This is a genomic window from Zongyangia acetica (genome assembly GCF_038739695.1).
In the GTDB taxonomy this organism is placed as follows: domain Bacteria; phylum Bacillota; class Clostridia; order Oscillospirales; family Ruminococcaceae; genus Zongyangia; species Zongyangia gallinarum.
Genome location: NZ_JBBEWN010000009.1, coordinates 109,048 through 134,072 on the forward strand (window position 1 = coordinate 109,048; position 25,025 = coordinate 134,072).

At 44.5% G+C, this 25,025-nt stretch carries 37 protein-coding genes; 4 read left to right on the forward strand and 33 right to left on the reverse strand.

Annotation, left to right across the window (positions count from 1 at the left end):
* The first annotated feature begins 24 nt into the window (after window positions 1-24).
* The 3 genes from WGC32_RS09745 (at window position 25) to WGC32_RS09755 (ending at window position 2,468) form a co-directional block, all read left to right on the forward strand.
* Window positions 25-429, forward strand: a complete 405-nt coding sequence (locus WGC32_RS09745) for a helix-turn-helix domain-containing protein (RefSeq protein ID WP_055161994.1) — start codon at window positions 25-27, stop codon at window positions 427-429.
* A gap of 75 nt (window positions 430-504) precedes the next feature.
* Window positions 505-1,020 carry an ImmA/IrrE family metallo-endopeptidase gene (locus WGC32_RS09750; protein ID WP_342681609.1) on the forward strand — a complete coding sequence of 172 codons (516 nt, stop codon included), beginning with the start codon at window positions 505-507 and terminating at the stop codon, window positions 1,018-1,020.
* 26 nt (window positions 1,021-1,046) lie between these two features.
* Window positions 1,047-2,468, forward strand: coding sequence for an RNA-binding domain-containing protein (locus tag WGC32_RS09755; protein WP_342681610.1), 1,422 nt, complete (start codon window positions 1,047-1,049; stop codon window positions 2,466-2,468).
* Between the two features lie 142 nt (window positions 2,469-2,610).
* On the opposite strand, the gene WGC32_RS09760 is transcribed toward WGC32_RS09755, so the two are convergent.
* The 19 genes from WGC32_RS09760 to WGC32_RS09850 form a co-directional block, all read right to left on the reverse strand.
* Complete coding sequence (locus WGC32_RS09760; RefSeq protein WP_342681611.1) at window positions 2,611-2,817, reverse strand: hypothetical protein; 207 nt, start codon at window positions 2,815-2,817, stop codon at window positions 2,611-2,613.
* Between the two features lie 3 nt (window positions 2,818-2,820).
* Window positions 2,821-3,309: a DUF6773 family protein gene (locus WGC32_RS09765; RefSeq protein WP_342681613.1), complete on the reverse strand. Its 489-nt coding sequence runs from the start codon at window positions 3,307-3,309 to the stop codon at window positions 2,821-2,823.
* Window positions 3,309-3,506 carry a helix-turn-helix transcriptional regulator gene (locus WGC32_RS09770; RefSeq protein WP_342681614.1) on the reverse strand — a complete coding sequence of 66 codons (198 nt, stop codon included), beginning with the start codon at window positions 3,504-3,506 and terminating at the stop codon, window positions 3,309-3,311. Before WGC32_RS09770 ends, WGC32_RS09765 begins: the two co-directional genes overlap by 1 nt.
* Before the next feature lie 200 nt (window positions 3,507-3,706).
* The gene (locus tag WGC32_RS09775) at window positions 3,707-4,342 is read right to left on the reverse strand and encodes a GyrI-like domain-containing protein (protein ID WP_342681616.1); all 636 of its coding nucleotides are present in this window, start codon (window positions 4,340-4,342) and stop codon (window positions 3,707-3,709) included.
* The gene (locus WGC32_RS09780; RefSeq protein WP_342681617.1) at window positions 4,332-4,841 is read right to left on the reverse strand and encodes a GNAT family N-acetyltransferase; all 510 of its coding nucleotides are present in this window, start codon (window positions 4,839-4,841) and stop codon (window positions 4,332-4,334) included. The genes WGC32_RS09775 and WGC32_RS09780 overlap by 11 nt, the downstream gene beginning before the upstream one ends.
* A 46-nt stretch (window positions 4,842-4,887) precedes the next feature.
* Window positions 4,888-5,220, reverse strand: a complete 333-nt coding sequence (locus tag WGC32_RS09785; RefSeq protein ID WP_342681619.1) for a DUF3795 domain-containing protein — start codon at window positions 5,218-5,220, stop codon at window positions 4,888-4,890.
* A gap of 21 nt (window positions 5,221-5,241) precedes the next feature.
* Complete coding sequence (locus WGC32_RS09790) at window positions 5,242-5,424, reverse strand: DUF4177 domain-containing protein (RefSeq protein WP_288245644.1); 183 nt, start codon at window positions 5,422-5,424, stop codon at window positions 5,242-5,244.
* Window positions 5,425-5,452: 28 nt separating this feature from the next.
* A complete protein-coding gene (locus WGC32_RS09795; protein WP_342681623.1) occupies window positions 5,453-5,848 on the reverse strand; it encodes an SRPBCC family protein in 396 nt (131 codons plus the stop codon).
* 77 nt (window positions 5,849-5,925) lie between these two features.
* Window positions 5,926-6,237, reverse strand: coding sequence for a hypothetical protein (locus WGC32_RS09800; protein ID WP_288245642.1), 312 nt, complete (start codon window positions 6,235-6,237; stop codon window positions 5,926-5,928).
* Between the two features lies 1 nt (window position 6,238).
* Complete coding sequence (locus WGC32_RS09805) at window positions 6,239-6,700, reverse strand: DUF3021 family protein (RefSeq protein ID WP_342681624.1); 462 nt, start codon at window positions 6,698-6,700, stop codon at window positions 6,239-6,241.
* A gap of 9 nt (window positions 6,701-6,709) precedes the next feature.
* Complete coding sequence (locus tag WGC32_RS09810; RefSeq protein WP_342681626.1) at window positions 6,710-7,159, reverse strand: LytTR family DNA-binding domain-containing protein; 450 nt, start codon at window positions 7,157-7,159, stop codon at window positions 6,710-6,712.
* Between the two features lie 228 nt (window positions 7,160-7,387).
* Window positions 7,388-8,038, reverse strand: a complete 651-nt coding sequence (locus WGC32_RS09815; protein WP_342681628.1) for a flavin reductase family protein — start codon at window positions 8,036-8,038, stop codon at window positions 7,388-7,390.
* 25 nt (window positions 8,039-8,063) lie between these two features.
* Window positions 8,064-8,402, reverse strand: a complete 339-nt coding sequence (locus WGC32_RS09820; RefSeq protein ID WP_342681629.1) for a hypothetical protein — start codon at window positions 8,400-8,402, stop codon at window positions 8,064-8,066.
* Window positions 8,403-8,535: 133 nt separating this feature from the next.
* Window positions 8,536-8,730: a nucleic acid-binding protein gene (locus WGC32_RS09825; RefSeq protein ID WP_173729005.1), complete on the reverse strand. Its 195-nt coding sequence runs from the start codon at window positions 8,728-8,730 to the stop codon at window positions 8,536-8,538.
* A 51-nt stretch (window positions 8,731-8,781) separates the two neighbouring features.
* The gene (locus WGC32_RS09830) at window positions 8,782-10,359 is read right to left on the reverse strand and encodes a hypothetical protein (RefSeq protein WP_342681632.1); all 1,578 of its coding nucleotides are present in this window, start codon (window positions 10,357-10,359) and stop codon (window positions 8,782-8,784) included.
* Complete coding sequence (locus tag WGC32_RS09835) at window positions 10,352-11,062, reverse strand: ABC transporter ATP-binding protein (protein ID WP_029679454.1); 711 nt, start codon at window positions 11,060-11,062, stop codon at window positions 10,352-10,354. The genes WGC32_RS09830 and WGC32_RS09835 overlap by 8 nt, the downstream gene beginning before the upstream one ends.
* A gap of 11 nt (window positions 11,063-11,073) precedes the next feature.
* Complete coding sequence (locus WGC32_RS09840; protein ID WP_342681636.1) at window positions 11,074-11,493, reverse strand: hypothetical protein; 420 nt, start codon at window positions 11,491-11,493, stop codon at window positions 11,074-11,076.
* Entirely contained in the window at window positions 11,490-11,693 is a 204-nt protein-coding gene (locus WGC32_RS09845; RefSeq protein ID WP_342681638.1) for a helix-turn-helix transcriptional regulator, read from the reverse strand. Before WGC32_RS09845 ends, WGC32_RS09840 begins: the two co-directional genes overlap by 4 nt.
* Window positions 11,694-11,815: 122 nt before the next feature.
* Complete coding sequence (locus tag WGC32_RS09850; RefSeq protein ID WP_015518001.1) at window positions 11,816-12,289, reverse strand: SLOG family protein; 474 nt, start codon at window positions 12,287-12,289, stop codon at window positions 11,816-11,818.
* 143 nt (window positions 12,290-12,432) lie between these two features.
* On the opposite strand from WGC32_RS09850, the gene WGC32_RS09855 reads away from it, so the two are divergent.
* On the forward strand, window positions 12,433-12,765 hold the full coding sequence (locus tag WGC32_RS09855; protein WP_342681642.1) for a helix-turn-helix domain-containing protein: 333 nt from the start codon (window positions 12,433-12,435) through the stop codon (window positions 12,763-12,765).
* A gap of 63 nt (window positions 12,766-12,828) precedes the next feature.
* Here the strand turns inward: WGC32_RS09855 and WGC32_RS09860 are convergent, their stop codons facing one another.
* The 14 genes from WGC32_RS09860 to WGC32_RS09925 form a co-directional block, all read right to left on the reverse strand.
* Window positions 12,829-13,548, reverse strand: a complete 720-nt coding sequence (locus WGC32_RS09860) for a hypothetical protein (protein ID WP_342681644.1) — start codon at window positions 13,546-13,548, stop codon at window positions 12,829-12,831.
* The gene (locus tag WGC32_RS09865) at window positions 13,541-14,410 is read right to left on the reverse strand and encodes an ABC transporter ATP-binding protein (protein WP_342681645.1); all 870 of its coding nucleotides are present in this window, start codon (window positions 14,408-14,410) and stop codon (window positions 13,541-13,543) included. Before WGC32_RS09865 ends, WGC32_RS09860 begins: the two co-directional genes overlap by 8 nt.
* Complete coding sequence (locus tag WGC32_RS09870) at window positions 14,391-14,774, reverse strand: GntR family transcriptional regulator (RefSeq protein WP_342681646.1); 384 nt, start codon at window positions 14,772-14,774, stop codon at window positions 14,391-14,393. Before WGC32_RS09870 ends, WGC32_RS09865 begins: the two co-directional genes overlap by 20 nt.
* A gap of 164 nt (window positions 14,775-14,938) precedes the next feature.
* Window positions 14,939-16,675 (reverse strand): CHAP domain-containing protein, encoded by a 1,737-nt coding sequence (locus WGC32_RS09875; RefSeq protein ID WP_342681647.1) that lies wholly within the window; start codon window positions 16,673-16,675, stop codon window positions 14,939-14,941.
* Window positions 16,676-16,793: 118 nt separating this feature from the next.
* Window positions 16,794-17,156 carry a cysteine-rich VLP domain-containing protein gene (locus WGC32_RS09880; protein ID WP_462933632.1) on the reverse strand — a complete coding sequence of 121 codons (363 nt, stop codon included), beginning with the start codon at window positions 17,154-17,156 and terminating at the stop codon, window positions 16,794-16,796.
* Complete coding sequence (srtB, locus tag WGC32_RS09885; RefSeq protein WP_342681650.1) at window positions 17,116-17,937, reverse strand: class B sortase; 822 nt, start codon at window positions 17,935-17,937, stop codon at window positions 17,116-17,118. The genes WGC32_RS09880 and srtB overlap by 41 nt, the downstream gene beginning before the upstream one ends.
* A 33-nt stretch (window positions 17,938-17,970) precedes the next feature.
* Window positions 17,971-20,304 carry a VirB4-like conjugal transfer ATPase, CD1110 family gene (locus WGC32_RS09890; protein ID WP_342681652.1) on the reverse strand — a complete coding sequence of 778 codons (2,334 nt, stop codon included), beginning with the start codon at window positions 20,302-20,304 and terminating at the stop codon, window positions 17,971-17,973.
* Window positions 20,297-20,662 (reverse strand): PrgI family protein, encoded by a 366-nt coding sequence (locus tag WGC32_RS09895; protein ID WP_055194921.1) that lies wholly within the window; start codon window positions 20,660-20,662, stop codon window positions 20,297-20,299. Before WGC32_RS09895 ends, WGC32_RS09890 begins: the two co-directional genes overlap by 8 nt.
* Window positions 20,663-20,833 carry a hypothetical protein gene (locus tag WGC32_RS09900; protein ID WP_342681655.1) on the reverse strand — a complete coding sequence of 57 codons (171 nt, stop codon included), beginning with the start codon at window positions 20,831-20,833 and terminating at the stop codon, window positions 20,663-20,665.
* Window positions 20,834-20,843: 10 nt separating this feature from the next.
* Complete coding sequence (locus WGC32_RS09905) at window positions 20,844-21,680, reverse strand: hypothetical protein (RefSeq protein WP_197049452.1); 837 nt, start codon at window positions 21,678-21,680, stop codon at window positions 20,844-20,846.
* A gap of 84 nt (window positions 21,681-21,764) precedes the next feature.
* Window positions 21,765-22,121: a glutamyl-tRNA amidotransferase gene (locus WGC32_RS09910; RefSeq protein WP_342681659.1), complete on the reverse strand. Its 357-nt coding sequence runs from the start codon at window positions 22,119-22,121 to the stop codon at window positions 21,765-21,767.
* A 16-nt stretch (window positions 22,122-22,137) separates the two neighbouring features.
* Window positions 22,138-23,901: a VirD4-like conjugal transfer protein, CD1115 family gene (locus WGC32_RS09915; RefSeq protein ID WP_462933633.1), complete on the reverse strand. Its 1,764-nt coding sequence runs from the start codon at window positions 23,899-23,901 to the stop codon at window positions 22,138-22,140.
* A 16-nt stretch (window positions 23,902-23,917) separates the two neighbouring features.
* A complete protein-coding gene (locus tag WGC32_RS09920) occupies window positions 23,918-24,118 on the reverse strand; it encodes a hypothetical protein (RefSeq protein ID WP_022278669.1) in 201 nt (66 codons plus the stop codon).
* A 15-nt stretch (window positions 24,119-24,133) separates the two neighbouring features.
* Window positions 24,134-25,021, reverse strand: coding sequence for an LtrC-like protein (locus tag WGC32_RS09925; protein ID WP_342681665.1), 888 nt, complete (start codon window positions 25,019-25,021; stop codon window positions 24,134-24,136).
* Window positions 25,022-25,025 lie beyond the last annotated feature (4 nt).

Here is a 25,025-nt window from a genome sequence, read left to right on the forward strand (position 1 = left end):
GGGATAATTTGGAGGTCAGATGAAATGAAATTCTGTGAGAAAGTAAAAGAAGCCCGCACGAAGGCAGGCTTAAAGCAAGATGAGCTTGCAAAAGCAATCGGCGTTTCTCTGCGGACAATATCGAATTATGAGGCTGGCACCCGCTACCCGAAAAAAAGGGAAACCTATTATAAGATGGCGGAAGTCCTGAAGGTCGATGTCAACTATCTGCTTACCGATGACGAGGAATTTCTGCTGAACGCTGAATCCAAATACGGAAGCAAAGGCGCAAGACAGGCAAAGGAGCTTATGGCAGAGGTTACGGGGCTTTTTGCAGGCGGCGAGCTTGCCGATGAGGATTTGGACGAGATGATGAAAGGCATTCAGGAAGCGTACTGGATCGCCAAAGAGAAGAATAAAAAGTACACTCCCAAAAAATACCGGAAATAACGCTTGATGTCCTCTTTTTCGGACAGTGTATTTGATAAGATATACTTACTGGCAGTAGAATGGGGGTGTTTGCTCTTGGATATTCAGACTTTGGAGATTGTCAGAAAAGCGAATCGGCTGGCAAATGACCTTTGCACAAGAGATCCGCACAGAATCGCACGAGAACTTGGCATAGAAGTTATCCCGTTATCGTTCAAGAAGCAGCGAGGGGCATACAAGGTTTTAATGCGTAACCGTTTTATCTTCATAAAAGACGATCTGCACCCTGTAATGGAGCGTATCGTAATGCTGCACGAGATCGGACACGACGCATTACATAGAGAAGAAGCGGTCAAAGCTGGCGGCTTCAAGGAATTTAATATTTTCGATATGCGGCAAAGCCGAATGGAGTACGAAGCAAACATCTTTGCTTCCCAAATCTCTCTGCCTGATGATGAAATACTGGAATATATCGAAAACGGGTATGATATTCAACAGATCGCACGGGCAATGCACTCGGACATAAACTTGGTCGCATTGAAAACGGATACGCTGATCGCACAGGGCTATCGTTTCCGTCATCAGGAATACCGCAATCAATTTTTGAAATAAATTGGCAGAATGGAGTTATTTATATTATGAAATACTCACTTGAAGAATTATGTACGAAAAAGGAAGATCAGGTCTTTGACCGCAAAAGCGCAAGAAAAGACGCTAAGGGATTATCCAATCATATCGTCGCCTTCGCCAACGCAGATGGCGGCACACTTGTCATTGGTATTGAGGACAATGGAGACATAACGGGTATCGACGCATACACCAACAATATCAACGACATTCTCCGTGTCCCCTTCGATTACTGCACTCCTTCGGTAATGGTAACGACCGAAACGGTTGATTGCAGGGACAAGGACGGGAATCCAAATCATCTTTTGATTATGACGATTCCCCAAAGCTCCGAGCTTCACGCCAATCAGCAGGACGAGGTATATTACCGGACGGGCGACAAGTCAAAGAAGCTGAACTTTGACGAACGCTTACAGCTTATGTACGCCAAAGGCTCACGCTACTATGAAGATGAGCCTGTGTTCCGGTCTGCTTTAGATGATATTGATATGGATTTTGTCGCTGAATACTGCAAGAAAATCGGCTATTTCAAATCCGCCGAGGAATACATCAGGCAAAACAAAGATTACATTGTCCGGCACGATGGAAGAGAAGAAATGAGCGGAGCGGCGCTTCTTCTTTTCGGGAAAGAGCCGCAGCGTTTCTTTCCGAGAGCAAGAGTGCGTTTTATCCGCTATGACGGGACAGAGGCAAAGGTCGGTACAGAAATGAATGTCATCAAAGATAAAATGTTCGAGGGAAAAATCCTTGATGTGGTACGGCAATCTCTTGAATTTGTAGGCGATCAGATCAAGGAGCGCACACGGCTTGGAAATGATGGCAGATTTCACACTACGCCGGAATACCCTGAGTTCGTTTGGAAAGAAATCATCATCAACGCCATCGCTCATCGAGATTACAGCATTAAAGGAACGGACATTCAGATAAAAATGTTTGACGATCACATTACCGTGGAGAGTCCCGGCAAGCTCCCCGGCATTGTGCGTTTGAGCAATATCCGCACCGTTCATTTTTCAAGAAATCCTAAAATCGCCCGTTTCCTGCAAGAATATGATTATGTGAAGGAGTTTGGCGAAGGCGTTGACCGTATGTTTAAGGAAATGTCTGACGCCGGACTTCCGGCACCGGAATACACGGATAACGCCTTTATGCTCAATGCGACAATACGGAATGGCGAGTTAAATGGCGAATTAAGCGACGACAATGGCGAGTTAAATGGCGAATTAAATCCAGCTCTGCTTTATCTGAACAAAAGCGAGTTAGCGGTTTATCATCTCATTGAAAAAGCTCCGCAAAATTCCCGTCAGGAAATTGCCGATCAGCTTAACATATCTACGAGAACAGTAGATAGAGCTATTAAAATTCTTATCCAAAAAGATTTGATTGTGCGTGAAGGCTCCAAGAAAACCGGACATTGGAGTGCTATAAAGTAGGAAAGAGACCGCCAATTTTTTAGATTGGCGGTCTTAGCAATGTGCGCCATTAGGCGCATATTGCTAACCGTAGGGCTTCGGTTTAGAAGCCCTACGGTTTTTTAATGGTAAATAGTCTCAAATATTATGCGAAAGGATATTCCTAATTATCTTCAATATTTTTTATTTTCCGTACTATAAAATTACAAATAAATCCAACAACTATTGTAACGCAGGCACCAATCCCCCTCGCAATCCACACATTTATTTCTGTATGTTCTAAAATAGTACATACGAATGAACCAACTCCGACTGCTATAAGCAAAACAATGAGTGTCGTTATTGTATTGTTTGATTTTTTCTTTTCCATAGCCTATTCCTCATTATCATCATCTGAAAGTATTTCCTTTTCTATTTTTTTCTGCCCTCTTTTATGACATAAATAAATGAATAAAAAAGCAACAGAAACAAGTGCCGCAGATGAAACAAAAGTAACTACTAAGGCTGCAAGAAAATGGAGATCAAATAAGCCACTGTACTGTTCCCCATAGGTAGAGTAGTTTTTTATCCCATTACAGATAGTAACGGCAAGACTCAGTCCTAAAATAGCCATAACAGTAAAAATTTTATTTCGTTTAGAAGTATTCAAAAGATTATTACCTGTAAACATACTTCTAATTGCAATGTAAATTGTGGATACGATTATAACACTAAGCTCTGTAATGTACTGCGTGAAAGGCTCGCCCATTATATAGGTTTTAATTATTATAGAAATAATTAGCAAAAGCACTAATACAAAATAGGCTTCGCTTAAAATTTTGTTTGTCATTTGAACTATGCGTTCATCTTTAATTTTTTTCATCATAATTCCTCCCAAAATAAATCATTCAATGTTTTGTTGAGTGCTTTACAAATAGCAATGCAGAGTTTCAGCGTTGGATTATAATTTCCCGCTTCAATAAGACCAATCGTTTGTCTTGTTACACCGACGATATTTGCCAAATCTTCCTGGCTCATATCACATTCAATTCGTGCAAGCTTTAGCTTTTTATTTTTCATACCATACTCCTTTCTCCTTCCATGCCATATCATACATTATATTTTGCTCAATGTCAAGTATATATTGCATTTAGTCATTTTTATTTTCCGTATAAAAATCAAAAAAGCGTCAGAAAGCTTCTGACGCCTTTTACACTTATAAAACTATGTTGTTTAGCGTTGTCGTTTGATTCGACTTCTTTTGGTATAATATCCTCCGTTTACTCCGCTTTCCGGATCGGGTGACGCACAACCGTTTTCAGCCGACTCACATCGCATTTTCTCGGATCGCTCAGATAGATTTCGTGATGGTATCTTGTATCCGTAATATCCAGTTCGTATCCATTCGCTTTCATATAGTCGTGCATTAAATCAATAGTGGCAGGCTCATCGTCATAAGAGCCGATGTGCATACACTGAACACATAATCCTTCGTCATAAGGGAAAAACTCGACTTTTGAAAAATCCTGCTTTTTCTTTTTCGTCGCTTCCTGAACTGCCCACTCAAAATCTTCCCTCGTCACGAAATCCGGCAGCCGGATCATAGAGATAAAGTGCATATCTTCTTTTCTTGCATAATCAAATCCCTGTGTATTTTCCTGCCACCAAAGACCTTCAAGGGGTGGAACGACATACTCGAAGAATCCCTCGATTTTATGCGTCCCCTTGTAGCTCATTTTTATGGTAAAGGCAATACCGTACAGCAAACCGATTGAATTTTTGTATTCTCCGTTTTCCTCATTGGGATTGCCTTTTCCCCGGACTGCGATATAGTTCATTTTCGGAATCTCTATAATTCCGGGCTTGTTCTTCGGCATATAAAATTCCTTGTATTCTTTCTTGTAATCAAAAGCCATTTTCTTCCTCCATTTTGCAAATAGAATTTAGGTCAACAATCATAATGTATTCTTCATCCGTCTCGCAAATTGTCGTAAATCCCGCTTTTCGATATAACTTCACTGCATAATTGTCCTTTTGAACAGATAAGGAAATCTTTGCATAACCAGCAGCTTTTTCTGCTAACAACATTTGTGTAAGCAACAAAGTTCCAATTCCCATACCTCTGTACGCTTTAAGAACAGACATTGCAAGGGAAGGCGTATTCTCATCAATATGTCCGTAGTCGTTCATAATCCTTGCCCATATTGCTCCTACAATATTTCCGTCAACTTCTGCAATCAAAGCCTTATCGTGTTTGCTATTTCCAAAATCTGCAATGTATACTTGCAATTCGGGACAAGTTATCACTGATTTAGACGGCGCAGCCGTACCAGCCGGAATATAAATTGCTTCGTACAAAAAATCACTAAGAAGACTATATTCTTCCTTTCGCATTTCCCTTATAGAGTAGCTCATATCTTACTCGTTCCCTTATCAAAAAAATAGCCTTACCCTATGTATTCTATTCTTTCAAATTATCCAAAGCAGCCGGATTGTTTTCAAGAATCGCCCCGACAGTCGGGCAGGTTTCTAAATCCGGGCAGTCGCCGCAGGTGGAAACACCTTTATTGAACGCACACTTCCGGATTTCGCATATATGCTCGCAAAATACCGTTTTTGCCCCATTCATACGGCAGCCCTCGCAGTTAATATGCTCCGGCAGGATAGGGGCGTTGTTTAACTCTGCCCACAGCTTCGCCGTTTTCTCCCGCAAAGCCTGATCATCATTGACGGTTGCTATGTATGCGTCGCATTTTTCGCAGTCCAATCCGCAGTATCCGATCATATCTTTCATAGGTTATACGCCTCCTGTCTATTATTCTTCATCATCAATTTCTCGCTCAAAGATCGAATACTTCCAGTCATCAGTTCCGGAAATCAAACGCCAACCCTGTTTTCCATATTCATTGAGCTTCTCAATATACCGCTCCAGCTTAATATGAACATTAAACGATGGCTCTGCGCTTAAATCAACTGTCATATATTCATACTTCTTCATAACAAACCGCCTTCCTATGTGTAAGTCTTTACGAAAAATTTTTCATTATATCCGCAACAAACTGTGTCTGCTGCTTTCTCAAATACGATTTCACAAAAGGCTTCAGCAGCCATTTCTTCGCTTTCACTTGTTCCGTAAAATCTATCTCTGTTTCATCGCCTTTGGTAGTGAAAATGCCAGTCCAATGACCTTTCATATTACTGTTTTCCATATCAAATTCCCATCGTTTGTATGGCTCAATAACTGTAACAATGAATGTGGTAGGGTAGCCATCTTTGGTATATTCAATAAATTGCGTGTCACTGATGACTTCTGTTCTACTTAGGTCACTTCTCCAATCGGCGTAATTTTCAATATCCAATACCAGCTCCCACACTTTGTGAAGCTCGCCGGGAATCAGCGCTTTTATATTTGAAACCGCCATTTTTGCTCCCTCCTTATCTATAAGCTTGTTTTGCTGTCACAAACAGAGCATGGTATCCACTCTGTATTTATTGCAAATCAACTAAATAAGGCTGCGGGCAATCCATTCTGTGGCATTAAGAATGCAAAATAAGTAAATAATCCGAAACATAATGTTGCAGACAGTAATCCAATTTTGCCCACAATAGGTGTCTTATACTTTGTGGAAAAGAGTTTAATATTAAGAATGACAGAAACAGCGCACAGTATCACATCTAAAACAAAATTGATAACGACAACGCTTTTGATATTACTCATAAAACCTAAAGAGAAAAAAGCCAGTATAAACAACCCATAATTTATAAATATCCAACGGATTATTTGTTTTGACGACATACTATATTTCTTCATTTTAGTCCTCCTTACCAATTCCAAGAGCCTGCTTAATTTCATTAACATCGCATTTCAATTTCACTAATCCAATCAAAAATATAAAAAGCGAAATAACGGCGACAATGAACACATAACTGAATATACCTATAAAAACATGTTCAAACCATTGTCCCGTCCATGCCAACGGCAACATCCCAACAGTTAATGAAATTAAATAGCCAACTACTTGTTTTACTGGAGCAAATTCAACATTTTCGCAAAATAAATACGCAATACCGCAGGCTAATCCAAGCCAAGTAAATGTGGCAATCTGGGCAATAACCGCAAACAATTCATTGTTGTAATTGTTTATTAAAGCGGGGAGAGCAAAATAGAAATCCCCCGTGTCCATCCGCAAAGAAACTACGATTGAAAACAGCAAATATGCAAAGCACCCAATCAAAAATCCTACTGTCCCAAACTTCAAAGCTTTCTTTATCAAAGTATCACCTCATATTCCTAAATGTTTTTTAATTTTCGGGATATATCTTCTTGAAACATAAGTTTGTGTATTGTCTTCAAATCGAATACAAATCCTACCTATTATGCTTAAATCAATATCACGAATTTTTTTGACATTTACAATTTCTGAATTGGAGATGCGGAGAAACTGTTTTTTGTCGAGAACCTCATTCAACTCATACAATCTGTACCGTATAACATATTCGCCTTGATGTGTTTGAATATAGACCTTTTGATTTCCCGTATATATTCTAAAAATATCGGAAACATTCACAATTTTGGCAATGTCATCTCTGTATGCTGTTAATGTTTCAAGTCTACTTTTATCAAATTCCACAATATGTTGATAGAGAGCGTCAACCTTTCTGTTTTGCTCCTGCGCTGTAATTAAAACCTCGATTTCTTCCACAGAGCGGTCTATGTGTATCCCGACTTTCAATATACCACCTCCAATTTCTTCTCGATTATATCATCTGTACTTTTCAAAATCTATGATACAGCAGTATGTGGTAGTGAATTTGCGATGAATGGTATAGCTGTCCGTGAACATTAGTTTCTCACTTGCTCTGTGGGATTTCTGACTTTTCGATAGTAGCTATATGTAAATCTTTTCATTTATAAGCATTTCATCTATATTTGAAACCGCCATTTTTGCTCTCTCCCTAAATCAGTCGTATTTCTCAATATGCACGGTGGCAATCGCCGACTGATTCGGCTCTCCGGTAACAAGGTCTTGCGGCGCAGGCACGAGCAGCATAAATCCGTCCTTGCCATATCTTAATTCATACCCTTGTGCATACGCTTCTTCCACAGAGATGTGCTGTACCTGTCCGATTACCATAGCAGTAATACCTGCACCGCTTAAATCCTGTATTTCTTTCAGGGTACATTCCATCGTGAGAAACGCTTCGCTGATCGCAGGTGCGTGAATGGTTTTGGCATTGGAAACAGTAAAGCCTCCTGCTGCAAATTCGTCATCGTCCCATTCATTCTGATGAATGGTATTTACCAACCTGTCATAACAGCTTATCGGGAGAAAGTTAATGCAAAAGCATTTTTCTCTTTGGATATTGGCATAGGTGTGGGTATGCTGATACAGGTTGCCCATCACGGCGAAAAAAGCGGTCTTATCTCCGTGAAAGCAGCTCCACGAATGAAAGCACACATTCGGTTTTCCGTTCTCTTTCCAAGTCGTGATAGCAAAGAGAACGGTCGGTATTCCTGCTGTTACTTCAAAGTGGGAGAACAGCTCAAATTCTTCCGGATAGGCTGGCTTAAAATACTGAGGGAAATCCTTTTCTATCTCTATCTTCATCATTATGCCTTTCTCTAACCTGAGTAGATTACGACTCATTTGGGATAAAGTATAAGGAATAGCCATCTATATTGATTGGCAGCGTCGGAATTTCAGTTCCGTCATAGTATTCCGTAGGAGCTACGGTAGCATAGCCGGTCACTCCATCAATGATAATCTCATAGTCCGTTCCCTTCGGCGTTTTCTGCATTACCTCATAAGTTCCGTTATATGTCTTGCCGTTTGTGGTATCCGTTATCGTGATTTCTCCATCTTTAGCAGTCAAAGTCATATCCACGATTTCAGCGTCAGGATACAGCTCGTCGACTTCTCCTACGGCAACCACGAGTTCATCCTGATATTGGGCAGCTTCCGTATCATTACTCATAACCGTTCTCATTTTCCACTCATAATCTTCCATCTTCACGACATCAGCATTGCAAGCAGAGAGAGCGAATACGATGAATGACATCAAAAACACAGATAAAATCTTTTTCATTTCATACAGCCTCCATTTACCGTCACAGCTTCTCTACATCTTCCACATAGATGGAGACTTCGCCGCACTTGGGACAGATTGCTACCTTCGGCTTGCCGATCCTGCCGCCGAACAGCTTATTTTCGTCCGATGACATTACAATTCCGTATCCTGCGCCTTCTACCTTGATGGCGCAGTTTTCTTTCATTTCCGTTCCACATCTGAGACACTTTCTCATAAATAAATCCTCCGTTTCTTTTTATAGATTTTCGGCAGCAAAGCCGCCCCGTTATGTTCTCAGCCGAAAGGTTTTCGGCGCAAGGCGGTATACCAAAATGCTGGCGACAATGCTGTAAAGCACACAGAAAACAATCGTCATTATTCCAAATATCATAATCGGCATACGCAGCCGCATAAGAGCAAAACAGACGACATAGGTTACTGACAAAACAATCCGATATGTGCCGCTTTTCAGTTCCGTCCCTGCATTGTAAGGCTGGAGCAAATAATAAATCGTAAGGTAATGGATCGAGAAGAACAGGCTCATACACAGGATGGAAACAACCAGCACTACATAGTTCAGCGGATTGTCCGTCCCTCCGGTGGCAAACAGGATCAGCGCCAGCCCGATGCCGATAACCAGCGCCGGAACAGCGTTTATCTTCATTATTTCACGCAGGCGGATCTGAAACAACCGCAGGATAAAGCTCGGCTGCTTATAGAACGAATAGGTCAGCAGGCTGTGGTCGCAGTTCATAAAAAGCGCCTGTGTAAAGTTCGTGCCACGGTTGATAGCGTACATTATAAATACAAAGTACGGAAGCCAAGTCATCACGATTTCGTTAATGACGGTTTTTTCTTCGGGCAGCAGATAGACTCCTACCAGCACGGCGGCGACAAGGAAAGCGCACACATAGGAAATCTTCTTTGTCGAGTTCCAGAGTATCTTTTTGTGCCTTTTGATAAACAGCTCATTCAGATACTCGAAGCCCTTGCGGTTGCTGCTAATGGAAGTATCTGCGGATATTTTCTTTTCATTTGCCTGTTTGATAAGCTTTGTCTGTGCCGTGCTGTCCATCTGATTGGTCAATCCGGCTAATAATTCCTTGTTGATTGCGTAATAATCACGGAAGGTAGTGAGCCTTGTGATACTTGCCATACCAAGGGGAATACACGCTAAAAATATAACCATTGGTACGACCGCAGGCAAAGCAAAACCAAAGGCGGGCGGAGCATAGGCTGCGGCTAAAAGCAGGGCGATACAGCCCCACACATATTTGGACAGCTTGTTTTCGTTGTAGCCAAAGCCCCTTTTCTCATAATCCCACAGGGTAACAGCCGCCGCAAACAGTTTCATACCCGCTATGCAAAGGGGCAGGAGCAGACAAAACCACAACGGTACGCCTCTGTCCATACCGAACAGAATCGTAAAGGGCAAAAATCCAACAACAACCTTCAGTATGTAGTAAAAATAGTTTACCAGTGTATATTCCCGTGCGTTCATCCGCATAAGAATCATCGCATAATACTTATCTTTGGTCGGATTGAAAAGGTGCGTGGTCATAAAGCTGCCGATTACTGTGAGAAACAGCAGGATATGCAGAAACACCTCATTCTCCGGCAGTCCTTTATAAAGGATACCGATACCGCATACCATCGTGATAAAGTAAAGGAGCTTGCCGAGGAATACAGAAACGATTTCCCACAGCACGGACAAAATGTTTGCAAAGATTTTCAGTCCCTTTACCTGATACAGTGTTGCCGGAAGCAACCGCTTTAAGAGCGGTATCTGCTTTAAGGAAAACAGGACGCCGTTGACACGGTATGTGTTTTTCAGGGAAAAAGAGATTTTTAGCGTCTTATTCATTTCCTTCCTCCCTGAGTGCCGCAATGATTTTATCCTTAAATTCCCGGCTGTCCAGATCGGTTTTCTCCACGACCTCCAGTTCGCCGTGATTAAGCAGCACGATCTCATCGCAGAGGTCAAGCGCCAAATCCATAATATGAGTGGAGAAAATGGTAATGCGGTCTTGTTTCAGCGAACGAAGCAACTGCTTCATTTCTTCAGCAACTACCACATCAAGAGAAGTCAAAGGCTCGTCCAGCAGCAGAATGTTCGGCTGGGCGATAATGTTGATAAGCATTTGCATTTTGTTTTTCATACCGTGGGAGTAGTCCTTGAGCAGTTTGTCCCTGTCCTCCGGCTCAATGCTCATATAGTCAAAATACTCGTCAATGCTTTTCGGATTTTTGATAGACTTCTCGTTGATGTCCATAAAGAATTTCAAAAACTCCCTGCCTGTAAGGAACTCCGGTACAGTAGGGGTAGAGAGTACATATCCGATGTCCTCTGCGGCTACCTCACGGCGAACGCCGTTTTCATCTTCTATATAGAAATTGCCGCTGTCCGCCTTCAAGTCCCTGTTCAGGCAGTTAAACAGCGTTGTTTTGCCAGCGCCGTTTCTGCCGAGCAGCCCATAAATTTTCCCTTCATCAAATGTAAAATCAATATCTCTGAGAACTTCCTTTTTCTCAAAGCTCTTTGACAAATGCTCAATCACAAATTTCATAATATCCTCCGTCACATCTTATGCTGGTAATATGCCATCAAAATAAAATCAAGGATTGTTTTCAGCAGGAAAGCGCCTACAAGAGTAAGAACAGTCCATAGTGGTGCGTCGAAAAAAATACATACCCAAGCGCCTGCCATCAGCAGCCAGTGCAGTATCTCTCCGGATATTGCCTGTGCTTTGCTGCGAATGAGCTGATTGCGCTCGTCTTTTTCTTCAATTTCATTGATTTTCATCAAATCGGGATTTTTTGCGCCCCACAGAGCGACGCACCATTTTGCAATCCCATAGCCGAACAATCCGGCGCCTATGCCGATCATTGCGCCGCTTTGCGAATCGCTCAAACAGTCCTGTAAAAGAAATCTTGCGCTCAGAGCCAAAGCAATGCCGATTATGCCAATTACAAGATATATTCCGGTTTTCTTCTTCATTGCTTTTCCTCCTCGTAAATGAAAATATCTTCAATGCTCATATCAAAAAACCGTGCAAGCTTAAACGCCAATGTAATTGAAGGATTGTATCGTCCGTTTTCCAACGAGCCGATAGTCTGCCGAGATACTTCCAGTGCGGCAGCCAGTTCTTCCTGCTTGATTCCCCGTTCTTTCCGGATTTCCTCTAAACGGTTTTTCACGGTGCGCCTCCTTTCTATGGAAAGCCAGCTTTCCATATCTCTATTATAGCAAAGAGGGCGCAAATGTCAAGTATACTTTCCATTCGGAGATGAACTTTTTTCAATCTTCCCATTCTTCACATCTATTGAGCAGCTAAGTTTATCACTTGCACATTGTTTTGCCGAGCATAATTTACCGTATATGCAGTCCCGCCTTTCTCCTGTGTTAAATAGGCTATGCAGACGCTGCTGCCATTTACCAAATGGCGGTTTCTTTTGAACATACAGCCCCGAAAATAGTCGTGAGAAGTATATACTACCTTATCCGCCTGACTTTTGATCTCCTCATAAACCGCTATATCATCTTTGCTCCAGCCTTTTGTCTGTGTGGTACACGGAAGGACTAAAATCAGCTTGATATGTGAATATCGCTTTCTCAAGGATAAAACGCATTGAGCAGCCAGCGTATCAAAGCCCAATGCTCCGCCTGCGCCAAAGTACATATATCCTTCTTCTATCAGTCGAAGCAAGGTGTTTTTTAACCGCTGAGAGAGTTCCGGTATGCTCTCCGGCGGTATTTTTCTATGTCCGGTAAAGCAAGCCGTTTTTCCCCTCATTAAAGTTCACCAGCCAGTTCAAAGCCTAAAAGCACAAAAAATCTAATTATAATACTCATAGTATATCAAAGTCAACAATAAATATCAATAGTCTGTGGAACTACGGAAACAATATTTATAGACTATGAATGGAGGCTGGAACTATGAGTGAAATTGCAAAAACAATCGGACAGCGTGTCCGCAATTATAGAATTGATAAGGGATTGAGCCAAGAGAAGCTTGCTGAGTTATCCGGTTGCCACCCTACTTATATCGGGCAAGTGGAACGAGGGGAAAAGAACGCCACTCTTGAAAGTATCGAAAAGATTGCTTCAGCTATGAATGTCTCGCTTGCTCAGCTTTTTGAGAAGATAGGCGAAAGCAGCACCGACAGCTATCCTATGAAATGTTACGAACTGGTCGCAGCAAAAAGTAGATCTGAGCAGGAACATCTATATAGGATGTTAGTCGAGATGGATAAATATAAAAATCAATAAAAGTGAAAAAATATACGGTGTTACCCAAGCGGGCAGCACCGTATTTTTGTATATGATATAGTTTTATCTTAATTCCGTGCGCCGGATTACGGCATACGAGCCGATTCCAAAAACCACTCCGATTACAAGAAACGAAAGAATAGGGAAAAACAGATTGATTGTGCCATCACTCATAAATCCCATTGCTTTCATCATAAACTCCCCAGCCTTGCTTACAAGCTCATCTGGAAATACAAACTGAAACAGCGCAATCACAAGAAGAATTAGACTGCATACTCCAACTCCTATTAAAAGCGAAACTGTTTTCCCAACTCTGTTGATAATTAAAACCGCAAAGTAGAAAAGGCTGCAAAACATCAAATATAAAACAGTAAGCCATAACCAATTTGTAAAAACATTCCCAAATCCGTAAAGACCGCTGTATAGGGTAAAATAGTTACTATTGAAAAAATGAAGGGTGTTACCGATTATGGTATCAATAAGCGCCATCGTCCCTGCCAGCAATGTAAACATACAAATAGTTGCCCCAAAGATATATTTTCGGGTATATCCATTTTGGAGCAGCGCTTTGAAATCTTCTTTATAGCCTAATACTCCGATCACACTGACAAAAATAACGGAACTAAACTCCAAAGCGTTTGAACCGGTTTCCTTTCCTTCGGTACAAATTGCAACAATCGCAAAAATAAGAGCTACAATCAAATATTGGATCAAATAGAAAATTCCTATCGCCCTTACTTTAGTTAAGTATTCATATAAAACAGCAGATTTTAATTTACTCATTTTCGCCGCCACCTTTCTCTGTCATCTTGACAAACAGTTTTTGCAAATTCATTGCAGTAATTTGCAGATTACTTCCCTGCGGTAAAACTGTTTTCTCTCCCAATATATAGGCAACTTTTAAGCCACCTAACTCGTCATAGCCGATAACATTTCTGCCTGTACAATAATAGTCAACTTCCTGAGCCGCCCCGGAAACACTATACCCTTTCTCCAGTAGTTCCTCAACAGTCTCCTGAACAAGAATCTTCCCCTTATCAATTAAGACGACTTCTTCAATAATATTGGAAACTTCCTCGATCAGATGTGTTGCAATAATAAGTGTCCGCTCATTATTTTCAAACTCTTTCAGAAGCAAGCTGTAAAACAACTCCCTATGATTTGCGTCAAGCCCTAATACTGGCTCATCAAAGATTACATATGGAACATTGAGCGATAACGCAACAATCAGTTTGAAAATGGATTGATAACCTTTCGATAATGCCTTAAATCTTTTATTAGTATCAAGATTGAACTTTTTAGAAAGCTCAAAGGCTTTTTCCAAATCAAAGTCAGCATAAAAGCGATTTGTCCACTTGAAATGATCTTTAACCTTCAAATCTCTATCATATAAATCCGCTTCACTCATACAAAAAATCTTTTCGTGGACACCCATATTTTCTTTAGCTGGAATACCGTCAATCAAGATTTCGCCCTGATCCGCAAAAATACGGTTTGCTATAATATTGATAAGAGTAGTTTTGCCAGCACCGTTTCTCCCTAAAAACCCGTATATTTTCCCGAACTCAAAAGAGAAAGAAACATCGTCAAGCGCTGTAACATCTTTATATCTTTTCGTTATATTCTTAATTTGAATGGCGTTCATTGTCATAGCCCCTTTCTATCAGAGAAATTATATCTTCTTTCGACATTTGCAGTTTCATTGCTTCGCTGATTAAAGTTGAAACATACTGGTCGTAAAACTGGCTTTGCCTTTTTTGCCGTATTTTTTCAACAGCTCCCTCTTTTACAAACATTCCAAGCCCTCTTTTCTTGTAGATGATTTCCTCATCGACCAACACATTCATTCCTTTTAGAACAGTATGCGGATTGATACTGAGCAGCGCAGAGATTTCATTTGTAGATGGGATTTGTGTTTCCTCTGGAAAAACTCCGGTAAATATGGAATCTTCAAGCTGCTCCGCAATCTGAATAAAGATTGGCTTATCTATGTTCGGATTTACATTCAATCATAGCACCTCCCGCACTCGTTTGCCTGTTTGTTAGTTGAGTAACTAACTGCCTTACAAGCAAAGTATACTCACTAAGATTTTATTTGTCAATACCTTTTTGCGAATTTGTATGTAATCAAGCCGCCTGCATTTAAGCAAGCGGCTCGTTTTTTACCTTCCGATCAATAGGCAGGCGCACCGTAGCCGAGTATCTCATAATATCCAACCGGATAGCTGTTCTGACGAACAGAATCCCCGGAGTTGCCCTCGACCGTGTAAACTCTGCCGTTTTCCACCTTTTGAACGATACCCGTATGGTCGGATAATCCGTCCTGACCGCTTTCGTCCGCCCAATCGAAGAAGATAATCATACCCGGTGCAGGCTCTGCGCTGTTATCCAGCCATTGCCCTCTATCCTTAAACCATTGTACGCCGTTGACGCAGCCTGCGTATTTCGGAATCACGCCAGCGTCGATATACCCGCACTCGTTGGCGCACCACGAAACGAAGCAAGCGCACCACTCTACACGGGAATTAAAACCGTACCAAGACCAGTATGGCTCTCCGCCCATATTTCCAATCTGAGAGAGGGCGACGGTTACGATCTGATCGTCCGTTCCCATAATCCCGTAAAGCACCTGCGACCACAGTGAATTGTTTTCATCGGCAAGCAGCTCTGCGAGATATTCTTTCTGTTCCTCGTTAAAGCCATACTGCGCCGCCATCTCATCGGCGGTTTTATGGCTGACCGTGATATACAGATAGGTTTGCGTGACCGTGCTTTCCGTCTCCACGATATTTCCGTGACCGTCATCGGTTTCAGTAATAACTGTCTCGGTTTTGGTGTCGGTGCTGGAGCTAATCTCGTTCATCTCCCAAAAGATGTCCGTGAGAAGCTGCTTTTTCGATTCGTCCATCGTCGCAACCTCTTGGGGATTATCCGGATCGGTGTTGACTTTGACGGAATACACCGCAAGCACCTCTTTCCAAACGGCACGGCTGCCGTTCATTTCAAGGACATCATAAGATACCGAGTTTTTTTCGTCCTGCAATTTGGTATCGTATTCGGTATTGATTTCCTGCACAACGGTCTGCATACTCATACCCGTGCCGGAATCCTCGCCTGAGAAAAAGATACCGAACACCGAGCCGAGAAGCATACCGATCAGGCAAATCACGATAATGACCAAAACCGCTATCCAGCCGCCTGCGGCGATTGCAGCAATCAATGCCTTTGTTCCGGCTATAATCGCCTTGACCGCAAGCGCTATCGCTCTTGCGATTGCTTTCGCCGTGACAACGGCGGCACGAGCCGCTGCCCGTGCCGCCTGAACTGCCCTTTGAGAAGCCTTGACCGTAGCCTGCGCCGTTTTCTGCGCCGCCTTTGCGGTACGCTGCGCTGTCTTGACGGTCGTTTTAGCGGTGCGCTCTGCGGTTTTTACCGTTTTCTGCGCTGTTTTCGCCGAGCCTTTCCCAACCGTCTTAATCGTCTTTTTCCCTGCGGAACGGGCAGACTCTTTTACTGCTTTCTTCGGCTGTTCCACCGCTTTGATACTCTGACTGACGCCTTTTCGTGGAGCTGCCGCCTGCGCCTGTTTTTGAAGCGACTGCGCCGCCCGCTTTTCCTTGAATTTCTGAATACCGTCCTTTGCCTTGACGATATTCTGCTTTGTCGCCTGAACGCCCTTGCGCCCCTGCTTATCAAATTGGTGTACGGCTTCGTGGGAAACTCGGTCGATACCGCTTTCCAAACGGTTGGAAGCGTATTCCTCCGCACTGCTTTCAGGGACATCAACGGAGTGTTCCGCTTTTTCTTTGGTCTGGATAAAGGCGGATTTCATACGCTCGGCGGCAACCGCCGATTTGTCAATCGTTTTGATCGTGCCTTTCGCTATATCCCTTGTCTTAATATCCGGCATAGAAAACCTCCTTTCCAAGCGCCCGTGGACGCTTTGAAGTAAAAAAAGAGGGGAAAAGGTATAAACACCTTGCCCCTCAAAGTGCGAGGGCTGAAAAGCCGCTTAAATCAAGGACTTTTTACCCTCTATTTTTCGATTCTGTGCGCTTTTTCCTTGCGTACTCTGCCTGCTGCCTTTTGTATGCGATACCGGCGCATTTCTCACAATACTTTTTCCTGTTGCCACGCTTGATAATCGGAGCGCCGCAGGAAACGCACCTGTCAGGGTGCGTTCCAAGTATCTCCGCTTCTAACGATGGTTCTGCCGGAAGCACCGCATTGCGGAAATACCTGCACAAAAGCGAGTAGGATATACTCTGTACGCAGACGCAGCCTTCTCCCTCATCGAGAAGCAGGCAGTTTCCGTCATCATAATTGGCGCACAGCTTCTTTATCAGGGCGTTAGCTCGGTATCTCTGCCGCCCCGTCATTTGCGGGAGCATTTGCACCACTGCTTTCTGTCACTTTTTTCGCCACAACGACAAGCCTTCCGTTCGTGCGGGAGTATTCACAGGTGGAAAGCGTGATCAGCTTGTCGCCGTACTCCGCCGAAACGCCCGTGTCGTAAAGGGAAAGCTCCTTGCACTTGTCAATATAAGTTTCAAACTCCTCCGGCGACTGAGCGTCCGTAAAACGGTAATATTTGAAGGCTTCCGGGCTGTCGGTGTAGACAACGGTTTTGAAAACCGCAAGGATTTCGTACTCATTTTTCTCTGTCAGGGTGTTAAAGGCAATCGTCTTATGTTCCTGCCAGAAATCCTCATCCTTAAATTTTTCAAGGTCGGCGAACATTGAGCCGTTGTTCATATGATGACCGTAGATCACTAAATTGTCCGAGGGTTTTAGGACATCACAGTCCTCCTGCACATACGGGCAGCCGTAAGAGCTGTATTCTTTATCAAATCCACGCTTCAGATAGTAGTTCGGACTATCAACCGTCTGCATAACGGGATAATTGATGTTCGTATCTTCCACGCAAATCCAGCCGACCAAATCATTGTTTTGACGGTACAGCTCGGTAAGCTCCGGCAGTATCGTCTTATCTTCCGAATAGATGATCGGCTCGGCAGGCTCGGTTTCGCTGTCCTCTACGATCTGTACGAGGAAATCGTACATCTGCTCCTGATGTTCCGCCTCCCTGTAATAGTCGATAATGAAATAGCTGCTGACGCCGAGCAGGACGGTAAACGCCACTATCAGCGCAATACAAATCTTTTTTCTCATTGCCATTTCCTTTCTGAAACAAGGGGCGGGAGCTTATGCGCTCTCGCCCGGTTTGGTTGTCATCAGCTTATACAGCTTCGTATTTTTCGGGAATTTATTTGCGAACGGTACAAGGGAGCTGCCTACCTTGATAAGCCCGTGTCCGGCTTCCACATTTGTAATATACGACATCTGAAGGTCGGAGATATTTAAGAGCTTTGCCAGCTCCAGCCTGTCTGTGGAAGCCTGATTGAGCATAATGATAAATTCGGAGTTTGCGAGCATTGTCCTTGCCGTATGGCTCTGCAAAAGGTCGTCCACATTCTGCGTGATACCCGTCGCATACGCCCCGTATTTACGCACACGCTTCCAAAGGGTAAAAAGGAAGTTAGCGGAATACTCGTGCTGGAACAGCAGATAAATCTCATCAATGAAGATGAAGGTGTTTCTGCCTTTCGCCCTGTTCTGCGTAATGCGGTTTAAGATGGAGTCGAGAACGACCAGCATACCGATAGGCATAAGCTGTTTGCCGAGGTCTAAAATGTCATAGCAGATCAGGCGGTTATTGGTATCCACATTCGTATGCTTCGCAAAGGTGTTCAAGCTGCCGCTTGTAAACAGCTCGATGGCAAGGGCGATTTCCTGCGCCTCCGGCTCATCTTGTTTAAGAAGCTCCTCCCTGAAATCCTGCAAGGTCGGCACTTCGCCCTGATAGTTATTCTGCTGATAGGTGCGGTACACGCTGGCGGTGCAGCGGTCGATAATGGATTTCTGCTTTGCACCGAGGTTGCTGCCGCCGATGAGCTGCTCGCACAGGGACATAATAAACTCGGATTTCAGAATGACCGGATTCGCCCCGTCGCCATATTCTTTTGTCATATCCATAGCGTTGATATGATTGTTAGAAGTAGCGGAGATATGGATAACCTCGCCACCGAGCGCCCTCACAAGCTGTGAATATTCCCGCTCCGGATCAATGATGATAACATCGGAATCCGAGGAAAGAATCACATTCTCAATCTCGCCCTTTGCGGCAAAGGACTTGCCGCCGCCCGATACGCCGAGGATAAAGGAATTACCGTTGAGGAGCTGCTTGCGGTCAGCGATAATCATATTTTTGCTAATCACATTCTGCCCGTAGTAGATACCATTCTCGTGAAAAATATCCTGCACTCGAAACGGGATAAACACGGCAAGGCTTTCGGTCGTAAGGGTACGGAAGGTATCAATCTTCCGCACGCCAAACGGCATAACCGTATTCATCCCGTCCACCTGCTGAAATTTCAACACGCCGAACTGACAAAGGTGCTTTCTCGCCGTGGTAAGCAGCGCTTCCGTGTCGTTATCAAGCTGTTCTTTGGAATCCGCCGTATGCACAAAGGTAATCACGGCAAACATCATTCTCTGATCCCTCGTCGTTAAATCATCGAGAAATTCCTTCATTTCCTTTTTCTGCTGTTCCATATCATAGGGAACGGTCGCCGAAAAGTTATTGTTAGAGTTCTGCCGCCTCTGCCAGTTGGTAATATTCGTCTCTACGCCGAGCAGACGGTTTTCCGCTTCCCGTACTGCTTCGTCCGTTGGCACGGGAACGACATCAATCGACATCATCAGATTGCGGTTGAGGTCAGTCAGCTCCGCCACCATACTATCCTTGATATAGGAAGCGTACTCACGCAAAAAAAGGACTCTCCCGTAGCGGTCGCCCATTTTGAAGTAGTCCTTTTCAAATTCCATTGAATCAGGGCAGATATAGTCCTTGAAGCTGTGTCCCTTTTTGCGGGTTTCCTTTATATCAAAGTGGAAAGAGGATTCCTCGCCCACACGGTAAAAGTCGTGGAAGATACGCAGCCTTTCATCGGTTTCCAGCTCCACGCACTTGCTGCCGAGCCTGCCGAAGTGGGCGATCAGGTCAGCGCCCACACGGGCAAAATAATTCCTTGCGTCCTCAATATTCTTCTTGTTGACGGAAATCGTCATATACTTATCCTGCACGATAGCGTTTGCCCCCGTCGCTTTCTCCAAAAGGATTTTGTTGTATTCCTCACGGTATTCATCGAGTCTGTCGCCTTTCATCGGGATAAGGATGTTGTTCTCAAAGTCCAGTCGGTTTAAGCGGCGGTTGTTGATCGTGATTTTTGTCGTTGCGCCGGAGTCGAGGGAATTGAGCAGCTCCGAGTATTCAAGGAACATCGCTTCCTTATCCTCACGGCTGGCAACCGCATAGTTAATATCGGAAAATTTATAGGTCTTGGAAAACTTGTCTTTCCCAATCTGAAAGATACCGTCATCATAAATGGCGGTAATGGGGATCACATCCTGAACGCCCTTCGGCACGACAAACTTTTCCTTTTCCTGTTTGCGGAGATTGGTAAGTGTTTTAATCATTCGATTTCATAGCCTCCTTTGCTTTTGCTTCGATACTCGGCTTGAACAGCTCGTAGTAGGTATTCGTTGAACGGAAAGTAAGCTTCTTCGGCATTAAAAACTCCGACTTGATCCACGCATAAATGAATTTCTCAGCGGTCATTCCGTTGTATTTGACAAAACCAAGAGCCGCAAAGGGTGCGGCTCCCAAAATGCACATCCACGATACGGTTTCCGTGCCGACATAGGGCTTGAGCAAAAAATAAATGCCCACCGCCACCACGCAGGCACAGGCAGAAAAAATGAACTGCCGCAGTGACAGTCCGAAAAACATCGCTTCTGTGTAATTCCTGATTTCTCTGTTGATTTTGACTTCCATTTAGGAACTCCTTTCTTTTCGTTTTTGTGCCTGCCGGATTTCATCGGCGCAGACGCACTCGTCCGCAAGACAGATAATTTTGCCTTTTCGCCGCCCTCCGTAATACAGGCAGTATCTGCAATCGCAGTCCTCAAGGGTGTAGCCCTTGAATTTGTTGTATATTCGTTTCATTCTGTTCTCCTTACAGTCCCATCATCTCACGGATAATCCGGTCACTCATTCGCACTGCACCGACCAAGACAAGCATATTAAAGAGCAGCTCGCCGATATATGACCAAACCTGCGTGACTGCCGCCGCATTGGGATCGACCACAGGCGGGGAAGAAGCGAACAGGGAGAAGATAATGCAGGCTAAAACGATCACTGCACCTTCCAAACATACGGCGCAGTAGCTTTTAATAAACGATTTACCTACATTCTGGCTCGGCTCTCCCGCAAAAGTAGAAAGCGGAATCGGGGCGAGCGCCGTATACATATATAACTTAAAAAATCTCCCGTACACCGTCATAATGAGCAGGAATGACATTACCGTGATGAACAAGCCGCCAATGAGCGTAACCGCCCAAAGCGGAATTGACTCGAAAAAGCCGCAGCTTTCAATCGTGTCGATCATTTCCTGCGGCAGAGTGGTCTGCTGTGCGGAAGTAAAGCCTGCGGCGGTCATAATCGTGCCGATTGTACCCTGCACGATATTGAACAGGGCAAGCATTAGCTCCATACCGTAAGTGATACCCGCCTTTGCAAGCGCAAATCGGATAAAGAGCTTGACAGCGTGTTCCGGTTTCTTGACATCACTGAAGCTGCCGCAGGTGCGTACCATACCAACCACAAAAAACAGCACCAAAAGCGCAAGACCAATCGCCTGCACAGCGCCGTTGATATTGACAATGACCGCCCATATCCCGCCGCCTTTGAAGCTCTGCGGCGTAGTTGTGATAAGCTGCCATATCTCAGCGAGTTTTTCATTCCAAGTTTCGAGGGCGTTCTGGAGATTCTGAACTACCCAGTTATCACTCAATTTCGTAGCACCTCCTTATAAAGAAAAATGGGGCGTCCCTGAATTGTTTTTCAGGAACGCCCCTGAGCGTCGTTTGCGTAAAGGTTAGCCCGTAATCAGAGTGAGGATTTCTTTCGCAAAAACGATAATGATACCGCCCGCCAGCGTCAGAAATCCGTTCGCACGCTGCGAAGGATCGTGGGATTTCAGGGAAAGCCCTACCTGAACGATACCAAAACCGAGCAGGATCAGACCAATCGCACGGATAAAGCCGAAGATGAAATCGGACAGGTTATTCACAACGGTAAGCGGATCGCTTGCGGCAAAAGCCGTTGTAGACATCGCAAAAACAGCGGTCAGGCTCAAAACCGCCATACAGTAGTAACGGAAGCCTTTCTTTACCTTTCCGGTCATCGGCAGTCTGCGGGTTTCTTTCTTCTGAGTCTTATGAAAAATGTTCATTTATGTTTTCCTCCAATCAATTTGTTAAGTTCTCAAAGTCCTCATCGGACAACAGCTCGTAAGTCGTTTCCGAAAGCTCCATTTCGGGAACGCTGTCGAGATCAACATACAAGGTTTCAATGGTCGCCACATTTTTTGTGACTTCGCCGTGCTGATACACGCCGCCTTTCCCGTCTGCGGTATACACCACATTCGGGTGTTTCAAAATGTCGTACTTCAAATCCATTACCGGAAGCTCGCCACGGATAAACAAAATAGCGTAGCGGTTGTCGAGCATTCTCACTTCGTCAGGGGTAAGCAGCTCACGACCGGAAATCTGATAATTGGTCGAGTAGTTTCCGCTCCGCCCCTCGCTTTTCCCGTAGGTGTTCGTATCAATCGTTTCCTTGCCTAAAAGCTCGGACACATACTTGTGCGTACTCTGCTCATTGCCGCCGAGATAGAGAAATTCATCGCAGTTGCCTACGATGGATTCCCATTGCTTTTCAAAAAGGGCTTTGAGCTGTGCCAGATTTTGCAGGATAATGGATACTGATACGCCTCTTGAACGCATAACGGAAAGTATCTTGTCAAAATCGTCAGGCAGCGAAACATTCGCAAATTCGTCCATCAAAAAATGGACGGGTATCGGCAGGCTGCCGCCGTGGATATGGTCGGCGGAGTAAAAAAGCTGCTGGAAAAGCTGTGTATAAAGGATACTGACGAGGAAATTAAAGCTCGAATCATTATCCGGTATCAGCGCAAACAGCGCCGTTTTCTTCTCGCCCATTGAAGCAAGGTCAAGCTCATCGGCGGAAGTCAGCGCCGCTAAGCTTTCAAGATTGAACTTCTCCAACCTTGCGGCAAGAGTGATCTGAATGGATTTGAGCGTCTTTGCCGAGCCGGAGTGGTAGGAACGGTAGTATTTCAGGGCGATATGGTCGGGATTATCCATTTCCAAATCGGCAAACAGGTTGTCGAGGGGAGAAGGGCGGTTGTCCTCCTCGTCCTCAATCGCCGCCGCCCTGAGCATTTCCATTACCATCGCAAAATTCTGCTCCTCCTCCGGCGCTTCGTAGTGCAGATAAAAAATAAGGGCGAGTAGAAGCATACTCGCCGCAGTATCCCAAAAAGGATCGTTGGACTGTGAGCCTTTCGGGGTGGTACTCTTAAAAAGGTTGGTCACAAGGCGCTGAATATCGTTGTCGTTTCTGAGATAGACAAACGGGTTGTAACAATGGCTTTTCTCCATTGAAATCAAGTCCAGCACCTTGATCTCATAGCCTGCTTTTTCAAGCAGATTGCCGACATCACGCAAAATTTCCCCTTTTGGATCTAAAATTACCTGAGAGGAATTGCTTGTCTGCATTAAGTTCGGCTTGCAATAGAATCTCGTCTTGCCTGCGCCGGAGCCGCCGCACACCAAAGTATTCAGATTCCTCCGGTGCTTTTTCGCATTGAGTCCGATTCGGACATTTTGCGTCATCAGCTTATTTTCCGAGGGCGGGCTTTGACGGTACTTTTTATCAATGGCTTTTGCGCTGCCCCATTTCGCTGAGCCGTGTTCCTCACGCCTGCGGTAATTCCTCCGTGTAGACAGATAAATCCCAATCCCCATTCCGTAGAGCAAAAGCAGAACGAGGACAGTTTTTAAGCTGTCCCCGCAAAGCTCGATATGGAACGGATCATTGAATACCGTCAAAAGGCTCGGCAGTATCTCCGGCAGACCGCCCTTGACGGACGGCGCTATCAATAAGCCGAGCCACACAACGGGAAGAATCCCAATAACCGCAAGGATCATCGCAGACTGCCTGTTGCTATCTCGATTCACGGCAGGATTCCTTTTCTACCACTTTGAACTTGCGTCTTGGGGCGTGACCGATTTTAATAATCAGATCATCTACGGCGTCGGTGGACTTGCCCTCTTTTTTGAGGTCGGTCTTTTTATCGTTCAGGGAACGGATTACAACACCGTGTTCATAATCGTCCAAAGCGATATGGTAGAGTTCTTCTTTCATCGCAGCTACCTCCGGTTATCTCTCCTGTTCCTTTGAGCGCTCCGCCCGCTGGCGGTACAGCTCGTCAGAAACACGGGCGGTAATTTCCTTAAACGCCTTCTGCGTCTTGCCGAGTTCAGCTTTAATTTCTTTCGGCTCTTTGTTTTTCAGTTCGTCGGGGATACGGTCGATAGCGAAATTCTGCGTATCGACTCCGTATTTCTTACAGAGCATATACCCAATGCACACCGCCTGAAATCCCATATCCCTGCGGCTGTATACCTCGCTGTTCATAGAAAGCTCGGCGTGACCGAGTTCCTGAGCGACGCACTGGCAGAGGGCAACGCTGTCGCCGATGTCCCGCTTCACATAAAGCGTCTGATCTTCATTTTTATAGAAAGCGCCCATATCGGGATAAGGCAGCTCACTGGTGCTTTCAATGTTGATCGGTGCGCTGTCGAGCATAACCGCCACCAGCTTTCTCGGATCACGGTTAGCGGTCGGGGCGGCGGGGCGCTTGCCGTTGGTCTGTGAAACATCCAGCACTCTTTTCAAATTGAAATCAATGCCGACTGTCCCGTCCTTCTTGGTGTACTCATACGGATCAAGGATAATAAAGGTCTTGGAGCCTTTATTGACCTTTACGCCCTCAGCCGCCCAATCGTCAAATTCCTTGATCTGGCTTGCCTGCGGGAACTGCTTATACATCAGCAGCGCATTGTTCGCCGTGTACCTGTCCATACGGCTCTGAACATCAAGGTAGGCTTTGAATTTTTCCGGCGACTGCACCACTTCCGAAGCGGTATTGTCGAGCAGTTGATAAATAGCCTCTTTCTCCGCCTTTTTCTTGGCGGCGTATTCCTCCGGCGAAAGTCTCGGCGGTCTTGCGCCGCTGCTTTGCTTACTCTTAAAATCGTTGGTCATATTG

Bases quoted from the DNA above. Each gene is read 5' to 3' on its own strand.
- WGC32_RS09745 (WP_055161994.1), top strand. From the start codon at position 25: ATGAAATTCTGTGAGAAAGTAAAAGAAGCCCGCACGAAGGCAGGCTTA.
- WGC32_RS09755 (WP_342681610.1), top strand. From the start codon at position 1,047: ATGAAATACTCACTTGAAGAATTATGTACGAAAAAGGAAGATCAGGTC.
- WGC32_RS09760 (WP_342681611.1), bottom strand. From the start codon at position 2,817: ATGGAAAAGAAAAAATCAAACAATACAATAACGACACTCATTGTTTTG.
- WGC32_RS09765 (WP_342681613.1), bottom strand. From the start codon at position 3,309: ATGAAAAAAATTAAAGATGAACGCATAGTTCAAATGACAAACAAAATT.
- WGC32_RS09770 (WP_342681614.1), bottom strand. From the start codon at position 3,506: ATGAAAAATAAAAAGCTAAAGCTTGCACGAATTGAATGTGATATGAGC.
- WGC32_RS09775 (WP_342681616.1), bottom strand. From the start codon at position 4,342: ATGGCTTTTGATTACAAGAAAGAATACAAGGAATTTTATATGCCGAAG.
- WGC32_RS09780 (WP_342681617.1), bottom strand. From the start codon at position 4,841: ATGAGCTACTCTATAAGGGAAATGCGAAAGGAAGAATATAGTCTTCTT.
- WGC32_RS09785 (WP_342681619.1), bottom strand. From the start codon at position 5,220: ATGAAAGATATGATCGGATACTGCGGATTGGACTGCGAAAAATGCGAC.
- WGC32_RS09790 (WP_288245644.1), bottom strand. From the start codon at position 5,424: ATGAAGAAGTATGAATATATGACAGTTGATTTAAGCGCAGAGCCATCG.
- WGC32_RS09795 (WP_342681623.1), bottom strand. From the start codon at position 5,848: ATGGCGGTTTCAAATATAAAAGCGCTGATTCCCGGCGAGCTTCACAAA.
- WGC32_RS09800 (WP_288245642.1), bottom strand. From the start codon at position 6,237: ATGAAGAAATATAGTATGTCGTCAAAACAAATAATCCGTTGGATATTT.
- WGC32_RS09815 (WP_342681628.1), bottom strand. From the start codon at position 8,038: ATGATGAAGATAGAGATAGAAAAGGATTTCCCTCAGTATTTTAAGCCA.
- WGC32_RS09820 (WP_342681629.1), bottom strand. From the start codon at position 8,402: ATGAGTAATGATACGGAAGCTGCCCAATATCAGGATGAACTCGTGGTT.
- WGC32_RS09825 (WP_173729005.1), bottom strand. From the start codon at position 8,730: ATGAGAAAGTGTCTCAGATGTGGAACGGAAATGAAAGAAAACTGCGCC.
- WGC32_RS09830 (WP_342681632.1), bottom strand. From the start codon at position 10,359: ATGAATAAGACGCTAAAAATCTCTTTTTCCCTGAAAAACACATACCGT.
- WGC32_RS09835 (WP_029679454.1), bottom strand. From the start codon at position 11,062: ATGAAATTTGTGATTGAGCATTTGTCAAAGAGCTTTGAGAAAAAGGAA.
- WGC32_RS09840 (WP_342681636.1), bottom strand. From the start codon at position 11,493: ATGAAGAAGAAAACCGGAATATATCTTGTAATTGGCATAATCGGCATT.
- WGC32_RS09850 (WP_015518001.1), bottom strand. From the start codon at position 12,289: ATGAGGGGAAAAACGGCTTGCTTTACCGGACATAGAAAAATACCGCCG.
- WGC32_RS09855 (WP_342681642.1), top strand. From the start codon at position 12,433: ATGAGTGAAATTGCAAAAACAATCGGACAGCGTGTCCGCAATTATAGA.
- WGC32_RS09860 (WP_342681644.1), bottom strand. From the start codon at position 13,548: ATGAGTAAATTAAAATCTGCTGTTTTATATGAATACTTAACTAAAGTA.
- WGC32_RS09865 (WP_342681645.1), bottom strand. From the start codon at position 14,410: ATGAACGCCATTCAAATTAAGAATATAACGAAAAGATATAAAGATGTT.
- WGC32_RS09875 (WP_342681647.1), bottom strand. From the start codon at position 16,675: ATGCCGGATATTAAGACAAGGGATATAGCGAAAGGCACGATCAAAACG.
- WGC32_RS09880 (WP_462933632.1), bottom strand. From the start codon at position 17,156: ATGCTCCCGCAAATGACGGGGCGGCAGAGATACCGAGCTAACGCCCTG.
- srtB (WP_342681650.1), bottom strand. From the start codon at position 17,937: ATGAGAAAAAAGATTTGTATTGCGCTGATAGTGGCGTTTACCGTCCTG.
- WGC32_RS09890 (WP_342681652.1), bottom strand. From the start codon at position 20,304: ATGATTAAAACACTTACCAATCTCCGCAAACAGGAAAAGGAAAAGTTT.
- WGC32_RS09895 (WP_055194921.1), bottom strand. From the start codon at position 20,662: ATGGAAGTCAAAATCAACAGAGAAATCAGGAATTACACAGAAGCGATG.
- WGC32_RS09900 (WP_342681655.1), bottom strand. From the start codon at position 20,833: ATGAAACGAATATACAACAAATTCAAGGGCTACACCCTTGAGGACTGC.
- WGC32_RS09910 (WP_342681659.1), bottom strand. From the start codon at position 22,121: ATGAACATTTTTCATAAGACTCAGAAGAAAGAAACCCGCAGACTGCCG.
- WGC32_RS09915 (WP_462933633.1), bottom strand. From the start codon at position 23,901: ATGATCCTTGCGGTTATTGGGATTCTTCCCGTTGTGTGGCTCGGCTTA.
- WGC32_RS09920 (WP_022278669.1), bottom strand. From the start codon at position 24,118: ATGAAAGAAGAACTCTACCATATCGCTTTGGACGATTATGAACACGGT.
- WGC32_RS09925 (WP_342681665.1), bottom strand. From the start codon at position 25,021: ATGACCAACGATTTTAAGAGTAAGCAAAGCAGCGGCGCAAGACCGCCG.